The following is a 14090-nucleotide window of genomic DNA, read 5'->3' on the forward strand; positions in this document are numbered from 1 at the left end:
GGAGACGACCATGACCCTCTTCACCCAGGAATCGGGCTTTGTCAGGATCGATGTCGAGGGCGAACGCCTTGATGCGGCTGTGGCACCTACGCTCAAGGCGGAACTGGAAAAGAATCTGCCGCCCCGTCCGGAAAAGGTGCTGGTCGACATCAGCGGCGTCCGCTTCCTCGACAGCACCGGCCTTGGCGTCCTCGTCTCGCTTCTCAAGATGATGGACAGCGGCGGCATGCTCGCCATTGCGGGGGCCCAACCGGTCGTCCAGCGGTTGTTCAAGCTGACCGGCATGGACAGGGTGTTCCGGCTGTTCGATACCGATGTGGAGGCGATGGCGGCACTGGCGGGCGATGCAAGCGCGGCAAACTGAGCGCATCCTGCCCGCCGATCTTGGCGCGGTGGCGGCGCTGGCCGACGATGTCCGCGCGGCGTGCCGCGCCGCCGGCGTAGACGAAGCCATCGCGATCGACCTTGAGATCGCCGTGGTGGAGGCGGCCAACAACATCGTCGTTCATGGTTACGGCCCGGGCGCGCCGGGACATTATTCAGCGCGGATCGCGGCGTCAGCCGACGCGATTACGATCACGCTCGTCGATAGAGGCGCGCCGATCCCCGCTGGCGCCTTCGATGCTGGGGAGGTGGCGATCGACAGCGAGAGCGGCCGCGGCCTGGCGATCATCCGCGCCTGTGTCGACGATCTGTCATACAGTTCGTCGGCGGGCGAAAACCGGCTGACGCTTACGCGCCGCTTCTAGCGGCCTGCCGCTTTAGCGTGACGCCGCGCCAGGGTCTCGAGGATGACGCTGGCGGCTTCGGGACTGAGCTCGGCCGGCGCGGGCGCGTCCGCCCAGGTCGCACCGAGCCCTTCCGCCATGCCCCGCTGACGCTTGGCGAGGTCGGGATCCTTTTGAAGGACGCGCCAGGCGTAAGCGGCGGCTTCCCGGTCAGCGGCGCTCAGCGGCCTTGCGGCGACCCATTGATAATCGCTCGCTTCGTCGCCCGGCAAGTCGGCCAGCTCCAGCGGGACGATGATCGCGGTCGCCGCCAATAGGCCGAGGACGAAGATGATGTGGCTGCGCGCCCGCGCGAGGTTGCGGCTGAAACTCATCGAGACTCTCCTTCCTTGCCCGGCTTCCAGAAGGCCGCGCGGACCATGATCGACATGGCGAGAATATTATTGAGGCCCCAAAAGCCGTTGGCGATGAGGCCGCCGACGCTATAGTCAGCGCTGCCATCGGCCAGACGGATGCCGGCATAGACAAGGCCCGCGAAGGTGAGCGTCATAACCGCCACTTGGGGCCAGACGAGATGCAGGAAATTGCCCTCCTGCCGCTCCTTGGGGGTCACCGGAAACTTGATCTGGCGCTTGCGGATCACCGCCCACAATGCCTGCAGCGAGAGCGGGAAGGAGGCGAGATAGGTGACCTTCCCGCGATAGCCCGACATACCCCATGTCCCCAGCATGATCGCCAATTCGTTGGCGATCAGGAACGGCAGCGCATGGACGAAGAAATCGGTCGTGTATGTCGCGACCGGCGCTATTCCGCTGAATAGATAGACGATTGGCGCGGCGAGGAAGATGAAATTCCAGACCGCGCCGAGATAGGACCAGAAGGTCGACAGATACATGAGCCGCTGCCGAACCGTCAGGCCGCGCCGGAATAGCGGATTATCGTGGAACAGGATGTCCAGGCTGCCGCCCGCATATTTGAAGCGCTGGATCGTCCAGGTGAGCAGATCCTGCGGGGATAGCATCTTCGACTGGATTTCGGGACTCAGCACGGATTTCCACCCCCGCTCGCGATCCTGGTGAAGGACGATGGAGGTGTAGATGTCTTCCGACACATGGAATTTGTACGGCATTAGCTCCTGCGCCTGCGCGGCTTGCCACAAGGCAAGCGCCTCGGCCTGTGGGTCTTGCCGGCGAGGCCGCAGCCGCTGGAAGAGCGAGCGCTTTTCCTCCGACGCATGGGCGATCGCCTGCCCATAAGCGCGCAACGCGACGAACATCACCGCCTCGCGCCTGTGAAGGGACGCGGCGCCGCAACAGAAGGCCGCATTGGCGCGGTTGCGCCGCCGCTGGATGATGTCGAAGAAGAGGCCGGGATCGTTGACGAACGGATCCTCGCCGATCCGCAGCTCGCCAATCGCGCCTTCGACGACCCGGCCGATGAAGCGGCCGGGCCTGCCAAGCCGGCGGCCGAGCTTTTGCGTCAGCGTTTCGCCTTCCGGAAGGTCGTAAAACCATTGCGGCGTTTGGACGAAGCCCACTTTCGGGTCGCGGAAGAAGCCCAGCGTCTTTTCCAATATGGTCGGAAAAGGCCGCGTGTCCGCGTCGCAGATCAGGATGAAGTCGCCCGCCGTCTGCTCCATGGCGTTGCGCAGGTTGCCCGCCTTGAAGCCGATATTGTTGTCCCGGCTGATATAATTGGCGCCTTCCTCTTCGGCGACTTCCCGCATCCGCGCCCGCCGTCCGTCGTCGAGGACATGGACCTTCATGTCGATCGGATGGGGATATTCGATCCGCATCGCGTCGCGGATGCTCAATCGGACGAGCTCCTCATCCTCATTATAGGTGGCGATGAAGATATCGACCGACACCGGCCGCTCCGGCTCCGGCGCGTCGGGATCGCAATCGCCGATCGTGGCCGGTGCGGGCCGCTTGGGATAATCGCGCACCGCCCAAATATTGTAGACGAAAAGGATCATGCCGAAATAAGCGCATGTCTCCGCGATCACCAGCGGAAGCGCGAACCAGAGCGCATCGAAGTTCAGCGATTGCGTCCAGCGCCACCAGATATACCAGCCGCCCAGCGCCAGCGCGACCGTCGCGCAGAATTGCCAAAGGGATTCGATGACGACGTTGTGAGGGAGGGGCGCTGGCGGACGGCGATCCTCGAAAGCCTCGAAGTAGAAACCGGTCTGCAAATTCAATCCCTACACCCCAAGCATTGACGAATGCCGCGCCTAGTCTGCCACATTTGGCGGCAAAGCCAAACTCCGCTTTCCCGTTTTATCGTTGTGGGGCAATATGGAAGAGGTCATTCACTCCATTCCGGTCTTTTCAATTGAGGCGCTTATTCCGCGCCTTCGGCATCTATCGCATCCTGGAAATAAGGCGCGACTTCACCCTTCAGCTTGATCGTGACCGGCTGGCCGTGGCGGTCGACGGCTTTGCCGGCGGCTACCTTGATCCAGCCTTCGCTGACGCAATATTCCTCGACGTTGGTCTTTTCGACGCCGTTGAAGCGGATGCCGACGCCGCGTTGCAGCAGGTCGATGTTGAAATGAGGGCTGCGCGGGTTAAGCGACAGACGGTCGGGCGGGGTATCAGGCATGATGGAACCTTTTCGCTATGATCGGGGATAGCCGCTAGCGCCCTTTCGCCATGCGCTCAATCGGAGACGATGTTTTTTGTCCGGTGCGCATTGCACGGATCCCATGCCGGTTCCGGCCCGAAGCGGGCGGCGAGGAAGTCGATCAGGGCGCGGACGCGGGCGGTCGCGGCGCGGCCGGGCGGCATGACGAGGTGGAGGCCGATGTCGGGCAGCGGGTAATCGGGCAGTATGATCTCGAGCTTGCCCGCATTGATCGCGGACTCGGCGTTGAAGGTCGGCAGGATGCAGATGCCGAGGCCCGCGCACGCCGCTTCACGCAACACGTCGCCATTGTCGGCGCGCAGCCGGGGCGTGCCGCGCACATATTCGGTGCGGCCATCGATGACGAACCGCCATTGCTCGCCGCTGCCGATATTGGCGTAGAAAAGGAGATCATGTTCGGCCAAATCCGCCGGACGCTCCGGCCGGCCGCGTCGCGCCAGATAGGCGGGACTGGCAAGCACCGCCGAGCGGACGGTCGTGATCCGCCGCGCGATGAGCGATGAATCGGCGAGGTTCCCGATGCGGACGGCAAGGTCGAAGCCGCCCGCGACCAGATCCACCTTCTTGTCCTCCAGCGACACGTCCAGATCGACTTTCGGATGCGCGGCGGCGAAATCGGCGAGCGCGCCCGCCAGATAGTCGATGCCGAAGGAGATCGGGGCGGTAAGGCGGATCGACCCGGCGACCTGCGTCACGGCGTCGGCCACCACTTCTTCGGCCGCTTCCAACTCCGCCAGAATGTTGGCGGCACGGGCGAAATAGGCGCTCCCAATCTCCGTCGGCTGCGCGCCCTGCGCGCTGCGGGTGAGAAGGCGGGCGCCAAGCTGCTCCTCCAGCCGTGCCACGCGGCGGCTGAGGATGGATTTCGACATGCCCATCCGTTCGGCGGCGCGGGCGAAGGCGCCGGTTTCGACGACGCGGACGAAGGCGAGGACGTCAACAAGATCGACATTGGGGCGTTTCATGTCGCGCAACACCATGATGCTGTTTCGGCGTCTACAAGCAACACCGATAGACCCTTATCTCACCCTTCGACAAGTTATTCGAGGAGACCAGGCCGTGGCCAACGTTTTGATCATCAACAGCAGCGCCCAGGGCGATGCGTCCGTTTCCAGCCGCCTGACCCGCGAGTTCGCGGAACGGGTGCGCGCCGCCCGCCCCGATGCGGCAATCGCCGTGCGCGACGTCGGCCGGGATCCCGTGCCGCATCTCGTCGCCGAAACCGTGGCCGGGATCCGCGGCCAGCCCGTGACCGATGCGGAGCGTGCCGCGCGGACATTGTCCGATACTTTGGTCGACGAATTGCGCGCCGCCGACATCCTGGTGATCGGCGCGCCGATGTACAATTTCGGCATCCCGTCGACGCTCAAGACCTGGTTCGACCATGTGCTGCGCGCGCGTGTCACCTTCCGCTACACGGAAAACGGGCCGGAGGGATTGATGACCGGCAAGAAGGTGATCGTCATCGAAAGCCGGGCTGGTATTTACAGCGAAGGCGAAGCGGCGGCGATGGATGCGCAGGAACCGCATCTGCGCGGCATGCTCGGTTTCATGGGGCTGACGGACGTGGCATTCGTCCGGGTCGAGGGCCTTGCCTTCGGACCTGAAGCCGCGGACGCTGCGATCAAGGCCGCGAACGAGGCGCTGGCGAGTTTGGTCGAACAGGAAGTGGCACTCGCCGCCTGACGCGGAATTTGGGGAGATAAGAGATGATCGACATTCGACCTTTCGCTTCGCTCGGCCACGCCGATCACGGCTGGCTCAATGCGCGGCATCATTTTTCCTTCGCCAATTATCACGATCCCGCGCGCATGGGCTGGGGCGCAATCCGGGTGTGGAACGACGACGAGATCGCCGCGCGCTCGGGCTTTCCGCCCCATCCGCATCGGGACATGGAGATCATCACCTATGTCCGCACCGGCGCGATCACCCATCAGGATTCGATGGGCAACAAAGGCCGCACCGGCGCGGGCGACGTGCAAGTGATGTCGGCGGGCACCGGCGTCCAGCACGCCGAATATAATCTGGAGGACGAAACGACGACGCTTTTCCAGATCTGGGTGCAGACCGACAGGCCGGGCGCGCAACCGGGCTGGGGCGCGAAGCGGTTTCCCAAGGGCGACCGCCACGGCGCCTTCGTGACGCTCGCCAGCGGCTTTGCAGAGGATGAGGATGCCTTGAAGATCAACGCCGCCGCCCGCGTCATGGGCGCGACGTTGAAGGCGGGTGAGGCGGCCGAGCTGGACCTCGATCCGGCCCGGCATACCTATCTCGTCCCGGTCGAGGGCGCGGTCACGGTGAACGGCGTTCGCGCCGAACCCCGCGACGGCGTCGCGATCACCGGCGAGGAAAAGGTCGCGATCGTCGCGCTGGACGATACCGAAATCGTCCTCGTCGACGCGCGCTAGGTATCAGGAGGTCAGCGCTCGTCCCAGGCGCTGACCTTCGCCTCGATCGCGTCCGCTATCGGCGCGACGTCGGGAAGGGCGAGGCAGCGGGCGGTGTCGTGGGTCATCGCCTCCACGCCCTGCCGATCCTTGAGGATGTTGTTCGCGGCATAAGTGGCGAGCGTATAGTCCCCGGCATATTTGCTGAAGAACCACTTGCCGCCGTCCTTGGCTTCCTTGTCGATCTGTCCGGCATCGTAGAGCTTGTAGACGACTGCTTTGACGGCCGCCCGTTCCGCCGCATCTTCGTCATGCCGCGGCGCATCGCCGTCGCCGCTCGACCAGAATTCGTCCCGGCGCGATGGCGGCGCGAACCAGACATCTTCCGCCGCGCCATTGGTATAGGCGGCATAGATCATTGCCGAGCAGAACATGTTCCGGAACGCGACCGGATTGGCGAGATAGCCGGTCTTGCGGTCCGGCCAGGAACGGAAGCCTTCCGGCTTTTCCAATGAAGCGGCCGGGGCCACCGATGTTGGAACGCCTTTGCCCGTGACGAACGGCGCCATGGACGGCAGGCCGGCGCATTGCAACACGGGCTCCGCCATCAAATCGGCGGCAAGCCCTTCCTTCACCAGCGGCGTCACGGCGTCGACGGCGACGCGAAAGCTATATTTATAGCTGTCCTTTTCCGCCTGGCTCTTGATGCCCATGCGCTTGAGGCCGGCTTCGAACGTGTCCCACGACGCCTTGCGATGGGCCTCCCGCTCCCCAGCCTGAGCCGAATCAAGCTTCGCCTGCGCAAGGTTCAGAATGACGTTCGAAGCCTCTGGAAGGGGGGCGCCGGGATTGGGCATCATGCCGAAACGCTCGGTCCCCGCGACGTAGGCGATGCTGGCGCAGGTGAGGTAACGATATGCCTCCGGCTTATAGAGGTAGGCGTGAAGCGGCCGAGGCATCCGGCCCATCTGGATCCGGGCCGAAGCCGGCCTTTCCATCCCGGGAACGGGCTTGGCCAAGCGCGCCTCGAGACGCGCCTTGAGCGGCGCGACCTCGGGAAGACCAAAGCAATCGGCGCGATTGGAGGCCATGGACTGCAGCGCAGCGCCACCCCGGATCAACGCATCCGCGCTCATCCGCCCCCAGCGGAAATCGTCATGAAAATCTTCGACATCGTACCCCGGCTTCTTGCCGTAATCGGACAGGGACTGGGCGGGCTCCTTCGCTCGTTCGTAAAGCGCCTTACCGGCGCGGGCATAAGCATTGCGTTCGTCGATCTCCGCCGCTGAAAGGCGCGGCGTGGCGCCCATCAATTGGGTCAATTCCTGAGGGCGAATATCTTTCGTGTTCATGGCCTGGCTCACCAGCCCCTGGGCCCCGAAATAGAGATCCGCCGCAGCCTCGAGGAAAATGCCGCACCGCATCAGCCGCCCCGCGGCGGGGTCGTCGTGATAGGGGCCATAGGGGATCCAAGTTTCCGGATCGGTTTCGACATCGCCGACATGAAGAAATTCGTTTTCCGACGCTGCCACCGGGCTTTGCCATGCCAAGCCCGACGATTGAGCAATGATCGCCAAAGCAGCGACCGGCCGCATGAAATTCATATGATTTCCCCGCCCAATATAGCGGACGGGAGCTTATAGCTTCGGAAGGGCTAAGGCAAAGTCTATCGAAACAATATGTTGCTTCGAATGTCAGCGTGCGTTGCGGACAGCCCACATCAGAACCCGGCCGAACAGGGGCCACCCGCCCTTGCGGTCTAGTGGACGAAAGCCTTGAGCGGCAGGATGAGTCTGGGGTGCGATGCTAGCCATGATCCCGTCTCCTTCCCCGCTTCATTGCCAAGGCAATATTGCGGTTCGGTGACGACAAGATGTTCAGCCGCGATCCTTGCGGCGGCGGGCGATCGCTTGCTGCTTGCGCTGCTGGTGGCGCGCGTAAAGTTCATAGGCGGCAAAAGGCACCGCCACGGCCACGGCAGCCAAACCGAAAAGAGCGAATTCCATCATGAGCCGAGTCTCTAGAAAGCCTTGCACGCAGACTCAACAACTTCGCGCAAAAATGGCTATATCGGGTTAACGTGACGGTGGTGCCAGCTGAAGATCGCCGCCGCGCCGCGATGCGGGCGCCAGGCTTCGGATAGGGCGCGCACTTCCTTTTCCGTCGGTTTCCCGTCCAGCCCCAGAATGCGGCCGACCTCGATCTGCACGGCAAGATCGCCCGCGGGCCAGATGTCGGAGCGGCCCTCGGCGAACAGCAGATAGATTTCGGCCGACCAGCGCCCGATGCCCTTCACCTTCACGAGCAGCGCGATCGCCTCCTCATCATCCTCGGGAAGGTTGTGAAGATCGAGGCGGCCCGACAGCACCTCCTCCGCCAGGCTGTGAGCGTAAAGCGCCTTCATCCGCGACAGGCCCGCGCCGCGCAGCACATCCTCGTTCGCCGCCGCGACGCGCGCCGGATCGTCCGCGCCGCCGACCGCGGCATCGAGTTTCGCCCAGATCGATGCCGCCGCCTTGATGCTGACCTGCTGGCCGACGATCGCGCGGAGCAAGGTGACATAACCCGGCGCGCTGATCCGGGGTTCGGGATAGCCAACCCGCGCGAGGGCCGTGCCGAAGGCAGGCTCGATCCCCGCCAGAATGTCGAGCGATGTCTTCAATGCCTCCGCTGAAATTCCCACGCGCATGCCCTCGCTTGATTTGCCCAGCCCCGACTAGCATATGCCGCGCGCGGGCGCGCTCCCGTTTCTTGCCGCGAAAGGATCGTCATGCCCAAATTCACCGTCGTGCTCCGCAACGGCACCGAACGGACCGTCGAGGGGAAAGCGGGCTATAATGTCATGGAGGCGATCCGCGAGGCCGGCATCGACGAGCTTTTGGCCCTGTGCGGCGGCTGCTGCTCCTGCGCGACATGCCACGTCCAGGTCGACGAAGCCTGGCTGGACCGGCTGCCGCCGGCCAGCGGCGACGAGGACGATCTGCTGGACAGTTCCTCGCATCGGGACGGATCGAGCCGTCTCTCCTGCCAGATCCTGCTGACCCCTGAGCTGGACGGCATGCGCGTCACGATCGCGCCGGAAGATTGAGCGCTTCTTAAGGAAGCAGCAGCGCTTCCGGCTGGTTCGTCTCCAGCGGTCCGACCTCCCATTTGAGGATCCGGGCATTGCCTTCGCGGACGGGTCCGTCGCGCGTATTGTTGGTCAGGATTTCAGCGTCGGTGCGAATCGTGAAAGTGCCGGTCGGCCGCATGAACGGCTTGGCCCGGCTGTCCGCCGTCGCCGCAGCGCCCAGGAAACTGCCGTCGAACATATTCTTCTTGTCGGCATGGAGAAAAGCAGGCGCGGCGATATGGATCGCGCCATTGTCGCGGCGCGTCACCTGAACGAACGGGATGATGACCGAAACCGAATCGAAAACGGGGAAGACGAACTCCCGGTCGAGCCGGCCGCGTGTTTCATATTCGACTTCGAACAGGCCATCGCTCTTGTAAGCCACCTTCTTCCAGCCGTCATGCCCTTCCAGGCGCTTGGCGAAGGCCTGCATGGTGGCAGGATCCTTCGGATTGATACCGCCCAGCGCTTCGATCATCTCTTTGGTCTGTTGCGCCTTCCGAGCCTTATTCTCCTCGAATTCCGAGCGGCGCTCGGCAATTTCCTCTTCCGTGCATTTGCGCTCATCGAGCGTTTCGTCGGTCAAGCAGGTCTGCGATTCCGGATCGAACGTTTCTTGCGCTTCCTCCTCCGCGCTGGCGTTCATCGCCGCAGCGGCATTCAAAAGGAAAATCTCGCCCGCATAGCGATAGCTGAACGTGCCGTCCTTCATCACGGTCATGCCGGCATCGAACCGGCCGGGGCTAAAGAGGCATCCGGTTGCGAAAAGAGCGAGGCAACCCGCCGCAGCGATTTTGAACAGCTTCATGACACCCCCCGGCTTAGATATCAGCTTTTATGCGCCGCCACCGCATAAAGGGCAATGGCGGCGGCATTGGACACGTTGAGGCTTTCGATCCGGTCGCTGATCGGCAGCTTGGCGAGCGCGTCGCAATGGCTTTCGGTATTCTGCCGCATGCCTTCGCCTTCGGCGCCAAGGACGAGCGCGATCCGCTTCGGCCCCAGCGCGTCGGCGAGGAAGGTTTCGGTATGGCCGGTGAGGCCCACGCGCCAGAAACCGGCCTCCGCAATTTCATCTAATGCGCGGGCGAGATTGACGACCCGCACCCACGGCACGGTCTCGAGCGCGCCGCTCGCCGCCTTGGCGAGCGCGCCGGATTCGGGCGGGGCGTGGCGGTCCTGCGTGACGATGCCGAGCGCGTTGAACGCCGCCGCCGAGCGCAGGATGGCGCCGACATTGTGGGGGTCTGTCACTTGGTCGAGGACGAGCAGGGGGCGGTCGTCCTCCGCCTGGTCGAGCAAGTCGCCGAGCCAGAGATCGGGGAGCTTCTCCACCTCCGCGACGATGCCCTGATGCGGCGCGTCCTTCGGCACCAAGCGGCCGAGGTCGGGCGCTTCGGCGAAGCTCACCGGCGTCGCGGGATCGAAATCGTAATCGCCCGCCGCTTCGCGGGTGACCCAGATGCGCGCGATCCGGCGTTCCGGATTGGCGAGGGCGGCTGAGACGGCATGGCGGCCCCAGAAACGGGGGCGGTTCTGCGGATTGGTCGCTTGGCGGGCTTTGCGGCGCATCGGCCGTCCATGGCCCCGGCGGCGCGGCAAGGCAAGCAGGATGCGAAAAGCAGGATTATCGCGCCTGCCGCGTTGACAGGGCGGCGCCCATTCGCCATGTGGCGCCTTCCTATCATGGGCACCATTGGACAGGTGGCCGAGTGGTTAAAGGCAGCAGACTGTAAATCTGCCCGCGTGAGCGTACGCTGGTTCGAATCCAGCCCTGTCCACCATCCGCATCGGATGATATGAGGCCTAAAGCGCAGGGCGAGCGGGTATAGCTCAATGGTAGAGCACTAGCCTTCCAAGCTTGTGATACGGGTTCGATCCCCGTTACCCGCTCCAGCGCTTCTTCCTCCCTTCTCAGTTCAGTTTAGGAAACCTTCCCGCGCCGCGACTGTTGGGACGCCGTTACGATCGAGGACGGTGGATGACGGTTGAAAGTGGCGTGCGCGTGTTGTTGGCCGCGATGCTGACATTTTGTTTCTGGTGCAGTCCCGCCAAGTCGGAGCCGCTGCCGGATAGTCTCTCCACCAATTTTATCGCCAGTCCACCGGGCCGGGAACAGGGTGACGCGCCCGCCCCCTCCAATCCCGCTCCGGCGCCATTGTCTCAGCCGATTTACGGCCCCCCGAGCGTGAACCCCTTGGAGGCACCGGCTGACGGAAAAAGCTATGCCAGCTTCGGCAGCCGCGTCGGGGCGGTGAAGTGGGAACTTGGCGGCATGGTCGCCTTGCTGACCGCGACCAACCTGCCCGTCACGCTGGGCGATCCCCAATCTTTCCGATTCAAGAGCGAGGGTCTTTTCGGCAAGGACACGTCGAACATCGGCGTGGACAAGCTCGCCCACGCCTGGAACGCGCATCTCTTTTCCGAAATCCTCTACCGGCGGATGGCGCGCAAGACCGGCGGCGGGCCGGCCAGCGCCCGGACGGCCGCGCTGCTGGGTCTCGGCCTGCAAACCTATGGCGAAATTTACGACGCCTTTCACAAGAACAGCGGCTTTTCGTGGGAGGACATGGCCTTCAACGCCGCCGGGGCGGGCTTCACGGCGCTTCAGCATTCGGTGCCCGGCCTCGACGAAAAGGTCGATTTCCGCCTGCTCATCGTACCCAATGACGACATCATCACCTTTCGCGGCCGCAAGCATTTCGAACAGCAATGGTTTCTGCTGGCCTTCAAGGCGTCCGGGTTCGAGCGATTTCGGGACTCGCCCCTGCGCTTTCTGGAATTTCACGTGGGCTATCATGCCGAGGATTTCGACGATGACGATCGCGCCGCGGGACTCGTTCCGAAACGGAAGCCGTTCGTCGGCATCGGCCTGAATATTTCGGAGCTGCTCCTGAAGAACCGCAGCGGCGGGGTCGCGAGCGTTGGACGCCATGGACTGGAATATCTCCAGATCCCCTATACCGCGCTCCATGTCGATTGAGGCGAAAGCCCCTTAGCTCTTCGGACGGAGCCAGCTCATCAATTCGTGAAAGCGCAGCACTTCGTTGAAGGCGATGCCGCCGAGGCCATCGTGGTACCAGCGGATGACGCCGGGCAGGGGGCGGAATTTCTCAAGTGTCACGATGACGTCGTCGCCCGCCACCAGCGCGCCGTCTACCTCGACCCGGACGCCGCCTTGCGAAATGTCCTGCACCGTCGCGGTGACGACCCGTGCGCCGATGCGCAAGGTGGCGAGACGGTCGACCTCGACACGCGGCATGCGCGGCTGCCAGCCATCTTCCTGGATCTGGTTCGACAGCAATTCCTCGACATCGATCGGCCGGTCGAACTGCACGCCCGCATTGGAATCGGTGACCCACATGATCGTGCCGTCGATCGTCTGCGCTGATTTCAGCTCCACCGTGACGCGCTGACCGACATGGAATTCGGAATAGATGTGGACGATAAGGCCGCCCGCCGACACGTTGCGGATCAGGCAAAGCTCGCGCCGCCCGTTGACGATCAGGGTGCCGACGCGAAGGATGCGGATGCGCGGCGACTGCCGACGCGGATCCTGTTCCGGCATTTCCGTGGAGAAGGAGAAAATCGTCTCCTCCTCATTCGCCTTGTTCAGCATGCATCAGCCCTTCGCAGCTGGGATCGTGTCCCAGTCCGGTTCACCTACGACATATCGTTTTAAAAAAAGCCTAACTACCGGTCATTTGCATGTTTTATATCAAAAGCTCATTTCGTCATAGATGTGCGAAACGTCGCGGTTCCAGGCGGTTTCGTAGTGATCGAGAAGGATGTCGGCCGGGCTCTGGCCGCGCGCGATTACATCGCGCAGGGGATCGAGGAAGCCCGATTCATTGTCGCCTGACGCATTGAGGCGGGAGCGGGCGTTGAGCCCTTCGGTCGCGATGTCGAGGATGCGGGCGCCAAGATCGCGCAGCGTTCCGCCGCCCGGAACGGCTGTTTTGAGACCTAGCTTCGGCACCTCGTCGCGCAGCCTTTGCCGTTCGCCAAGCGACCAATATTTCACTTCGTCCCAGGCCGCGTCGAGCGCCGCGCCGTCATAGAGGAGACCTACCCAGAAAGCGGGCAGCGCGCAGATGCGGCTCCAGCGCCCGCCATCGGCCCCGCGCATTTCCAGGAAGCTCTTCAGCCGCACTTCGGGGAAGGCTGTCGACAGATGATCGTTCCAGTCGGACAGGCGCGGCTTTTCGCCCGGCAGCACGGAGAGTTCGCCCTTCAGGAAATCGCGGAAGGAAAGGCCGGCCGCGTCGATATACTGGCCGTCGCGGAACACGAAGTACATCGGCACGTCGAGCGCGTAATCGGCGTAACGTTCGTAGCCGAACCCGTCCTCGAACACGAAAGGCAGCATGCCGGTGCGTGCCGGGTCGGTGTCCGACCAGATATGGCTGCGGAAGGAGAGGAAGCCGTTGGGCTTGCCCTCGGTGAACGGCGAATTGGCGAACAGCGCGGTCGCGAGGGGCTGGAGCGCGAGGCCGACGCGAAACTTCTTCGCCATGTCGGCTTCGGTCTCGTAATCCAGATTGACCTGGATGGTGCAGGTCCGGAGCATCATGTCGAGGCCAAGGCTGCCGACGCGCGGCATGTGGCGCAGCATAATGCCGTAACGGCCCTTTGGCATGATGGGCAGTTCGGCGCGCGTCTTGTCCGGCCACATGCCGAGACCAAGGAAGCCGAGGCCGAGCGTGTCGCCGGCTTCCTTCACCTGGCGCAGGTGCCGCGCGGCTTCCGCGCAGGTCTGGTGGAGATTTTCCAGCGGCGCGCCCGACAGCTCGAATTGCCCCGCGGGCTCCAGGCTGATCGTGCCGTCGCTGCCGGAAAGGGCGATGACGTTGCCGCCCTCCACCACCGGTTGCCAGCCATAAGCGGTGAGCGCCATCAAAAGGTCGCGGATGCCGCCCGGCTCGTCATAAGACGGCGCGCGGTGATCGGCGCGGCGATAGACGAACTTCTCATGCTCGGTCCCGATCCGCCACCGCTCCGGGGGTTTCTCGCCCTTGATGAAGGGCGCGAGCAGGTCGTCGCGCGTCTCGATAATGGGGTCGTTTCCGGCGGAAGCGGTGCGCGTCGTCATGCTGGCTCCTGTAGCCTTAGCCGCACGCTCCCGCCAGCCGATTTCGGAACATAAGCCCCTCCCCTTGATGGGGAGGGGTGGGGGTGGGGTGATGCTGGGGAAGCACGCCGCTCTACGTCGCAGAT

17 protein-coding genes and 2 tRNA genes are annotated in these 14090 nt (G+C 63.6%); 8 read left to right on the top strand and 11 right to left on the bottom strand.

Features of this window, described 5'->3' with window-relative positions; all coding sequences use genetic code 11:
• Nucleotides 1-10 precede the first annotated feature (10 nt).
• Nucleotides 11-364: an STAS domain-containing protein gene (locus IC614_RS11815; protein ID WP_200971654.1), complete on the top strand. Its 354-nt coding sequence runs from the start codon at nt 11-13 to the stop codon at nt 362-364.
• Nucleotides 345-749 carry an ATP-binding protein gene (locus IC614_RS11820; RefSeq protein WP_200971655.1) on the top strand — a complete coding sequence of 135 codons (405 nt, stop codon included), beginning with the start codon at nt 345-347 and terminating at the stop codon, nt 747-749. Before IC614_RS11815 ends, IC614_RS11820 begins: the two co-directional genes overlap by 20 nt.
• Here IC614_RS11820 and IC614_RS11825 read toward each other — a convergent pair.
• The 4 genes from IC614_RS11825 to IC614_RS11840 all read right to left on the bottom strand — a co-directional run bounded on the left by IC614_RS11825 (nt 746) and on the right by IC614_RS11840 (nt 4339).
• The gene (locus IC614_RS11825) at nt 746-1102 is read right to left on the bottom strand and encodes a hypothetical protein (RefSeq protein WP_200971656.1); all 357 of its coding nucleotides are present in this window, start codon (nt 1100-1102) and stop codon (nt 746-748) included. The genes IC614_RS11820 and IC614_RS11825 overlap by 4 nt on opposite strands.
• Nucleotides 1099-2928, bottom strand: a complete 1830-nt coding sequence (locus IC614_RS11830; RefSeq protein ID WP_200971657.1) for a glycosyltransferase family 2 protein — start codon at nt 2926-2928, stop codon at nt 1099-1101. The genes IC614_RS11825 and IC614_RS11830 overlap by 4 nt, the downstream gene beginning before the upstream one ends.
• Nucleotides 2929-3071: 143 nt before the next feature.
• The gene (locus IC614_RS11835) at nt 3072-3332 is read right to left on the bottom strand and encodes a DUF3297 family protein (protein ID WP_200971658.1); all 261 of its coding nucleotides are present in this window, start codon (nt 3330-3332) and stop codon (nt 3072-3074) included.
• Between the two features lie 56 nt (nt 3333-3388).
• The gene (locus IC614_RS11840; protein WP_200971659.1) at nt 3389-4339 is read right to left on the bottom strand and encodes a LysR family transcriptional regulator; all 951 of its coding nucleotides are present in this window, start codon (nt 4337-4339) and stop codon (nt 3389-3391) included.
• Nucleotides 4340-4433: 94 nt separating this feature from the next.
• Here IC614_RS11840 and IC614_RS11845 point away from each other — a divergent pair, with 94 nt between their 5' ends.
• Entirely contained in the window at nt 4434-5060 is a 627-nt protein-coding gene (locus tag IC614_RS11845; RefSeq protein WP_226372658.1) for an FMN-dependent NADH-azoreductase, read from the top strand.
• Between the two features lie 23 nt (nt 5061-5083).
• Nucleotides 5084-5782, top strand: coding sequence for a pirin family protein (locus IC614_RS11850; RefSeq protein WP_200971660.1), 699 nt, complete (start codon nt 5084-5086; stop codon nt 5780-5782).
• Nucleotides 5783-5793: 11 nt separating this feature from the next.
• On the opposite strand, the gene IC614_RS11855 is transcribed toward IC614_RS11850, so the two are convergent.
• The 3 genes from IC614_RS11855 to IC614_RS11860 form a co-directional block, all read right to left on the bottom strand.
• Entirely contained in the window at nt 5794-7293 is a 1500-nt protein-coding gene (locus IC614_RS11855) for a hypothetical protein (protein WP_207791123.1), read from the bottom strand.
• Nucleotides 7294-7638: 345 nt separating this feature from the next.
• Nucleotides 7639-7770, bottom strand: coding sequence for a hypothetical protein (locus IC614_RS12425; protein WP_264175499.1), 132 nt, complete (start codon nt 7768-7770; stop codon nt 7639-7641).
• Nucleotides 7771-7826: 56 nt separating this feature from the next.
• A complete protein-coding gene (locus IC614_RS11860) occupies nt 7827-8444 on the bottom strand; it encodes a DNA-3-methyladenine glycosylase family protein (protein WP_200973218.1) in 618 nt (205 codons plus the stop codon).
• 87 nt (nt 8445-8531) lie between these two features.
• Here IC614_RS11860 and IC614_RS11865 point away from each other — a divergent pair, with 87 nt between their 5' ends.
• Nucleotides 8532-8849 (top strand): 2Fe-2S iron-sulfur cluster-binding protein, encoded by a 318-nt coding sequence (locus IC614_RS11865; protein ID WP_200971662.1) that lies wholly within the window; start codon nt 8532-8534, stop codon nt 8847-8849.
• Nucleotides 8850-8856: 7 nt separating this feature from the next.
• Here IC614_RS11865 and IC614_RS11870 read toward each other — a convergent pair whose 3' ends face one another.
• Together IC614_RS11870 and rlmB are read right to left on the bottom strand one after the other, a co-directional pair.
• Nucleotides 8857-9681, bottom strand: coding sequence for a hypothetical protein (locus tag IC614_RS11870; protein ID WP_200971663.1), 825 nt, complete (start codon nt 9679-9681; stop codon nt 8857-8859).
• Nucleotides 9682-9701: 20 nt separating this feature from the next.
• Nucleotides 9702-10445 (bottom strand): 23S rRNA (guanosine(2251)-2'-O)-methyltransferase RlmB, encoded by a 744-nt coding sequence (gene rlmB, locus IC614_RS11875; protein ID WP_200971664.1) that lies wholly within the window; start codon nt 10443-10445, stop codon nt 9702-9704.
• Between the two features lie 126 nt (nt 10446-10571).
• Here rlmB and IC614_RS11880 point away from each other — a divergent pair.
• The 3 genes from IC614_RS11880 to IC614_RS11890 all read left to right on the top strand — a co-directional run bounded on the left by IC614_RS11880 (nt 10572) and on the right by IC614_RS11890 (nt 11856).
• Nucleotides 10572-10657, top strand: a tRNA-Tyr gene (locus tag IC614_RS11880).
• A gap of 38 nt (nt 10658-10695) precedes the next feature.
• Nucleotides 10696-10769 (top strand) — tRNA-Gly (locus IC614_RS11885).
• Nucleotides 10770-10854: 85 nt separating this feature from the next.
• Nucleotides 10855-11856 carry a DUF2279 domain-containing protein gene (locus IC614_RS11890; protein WP_226372659.1) on the top strand — a complete coding sequence of 334 codons (1002 nt, stop codon included), beginning with the start codon at nt 10855-10857 and terminating at the stop codon, nt 11854-11856.
• Nucleotides 11857-11868: 12 nt separating this feature from the next.
• Here the strand turns inward: IC614_RS11890 and IC614_RS11895 are convergent, their stop codons facing one another.
• Together IC614_RS11895 and IC614_RS11900 are read right to left on the bottom strand one after the other, a co-directional pair.
• A complete protein-coding gene (locus IC614_RS11895; protein ID WP_200971665.1) occupies nt 11869-12492 on the bottom strand; it encodes a PilZ domain-containing protein in 624 nt (207 codons plus the stop codon).
• Between the two features lie 99 nt (nt 12493-12591).
• Nucleotides 12592-13965 (bottom strand): glutamate--cysteine ligase, encoded by a 1374-nt coding sequence (locus tag IC614_RS11900; RefSeq protein ID WP_200971666.1) that lies wholly within the window; start codon nt 13963-13965, stop codon nt 12592-12594.
• Nucleotides 13966-14090 lie beyond the last annotated feature (125 nt).

This window comes from Sphingosinicella flava (assembly GCF_016025255.1).
Taxonomy (GTDB): domain Bacteria; phylum Pseudomonadota; class Alphaproteobacteria; order Sphingomonadales; family Sphingomonadaceae; genus Allosphingosinicella; species Allosphingosinicella flava.

What these genes read in the sequence shown, in the direction of transcription:
- IC614_RS12425 (WP_264175499.1), bottom strand. Translation starts at nt 7,770, where the DNA reads ATGATGGAATTCGCTCTTTTCGGTTTGGCTGCCGTGGCCGTGGCGGTG.
- IC614_RS11815 (WP_200971654.1), top strand. Translation starts at nt 11, where the DNA reads ATGACCCTCTTCACCCAGGAATCGGGCTTTGTCAGGATCGATGTCGAG.
- IC614_RS11850 (WP_200971660.1), top strand. Translation starts at nt 5,084, where the DNA reads ATGATCGACATTCGACCTTTCGCTTCGCTCGGCCACGCCGATCACGGC.
- IC614_RS11870 (WP_200971663.1), bottom strand. Translation starts at nt 9,681, where the DNA reads ATGAAGCTGTTCAAAATCGCTGCGGCGGGTTGCCTCGCTCTTTTCGCA.
- IC614_RS11865 (WP_200971662.1), top strand. Translation starts at nt 8,532, where the DNA reads ATGCCCAAATTCACCGTCGTGCTCCGCAACGGCACCGAACGGACCGTC.
- IC614_RS11825 (WP_200971656.1), bottom strand. Translation starts at nt 1,102, where the DNA reads ATGAGTTTCAGCCGCAACCTCGCGCGGGCGCGCAGCCACATCATCTTC.
- IC614_RS11835 (WP_200971658.1), bottom strand. Translation starts at nt 3,332, where the DNA reads ATGCCTGATACCCCGCCCGACCGTCTGTCGCTTAACCCGCGCAGCCCT.
- rlmB (WP_200971664.1), bottom strand. Translation starts at nt 10,445, where the DNA reads ATGCGCCGCAAAGCCCGCCAAGCGACCAATCCGCAGAACCGCCCCCGT.
- IC614_RS11820 (WP_200971655.1), top strand. Translation starts at nt 345, where the DNA reads ATGCAAGCGCGGCAAACTGAGCGCATCCTGCCCGCCGATCTTGGCGCG.
- IC614_RS11890 (WP_226372659.1), top strand. Translation starts at nt 10,855, where the DNA reads ATGACGGTTGAAAGTGGCGTGCGCGTGTTGTTGGCCGCGATGCTGACA.
- IC614_RS11895 (WP_200971665.1), bottom strand. Translation starts at nt 12,492, where the DNA reads ATGCTGAACAAGGCGAATGAGGAGGAGACGATTTTCTCCTTCTCCACG.
- IC614_RS11840 (WP_200971659.1), bottom strand. Translation starts at nt 4,339, where the DNA reads ATGAAACGCCCCAATGTCGATCTTGTTGACGTCCTCGCCTTCGTCCGC.
- IC614_RS11900 (WP_200971666.1), bottom strand. Translation starts at nt 13,965, where the DNA reads ATGACGACGCGCACCGCTTCCGCCGGAAACGACCCCATTATCGAGACG.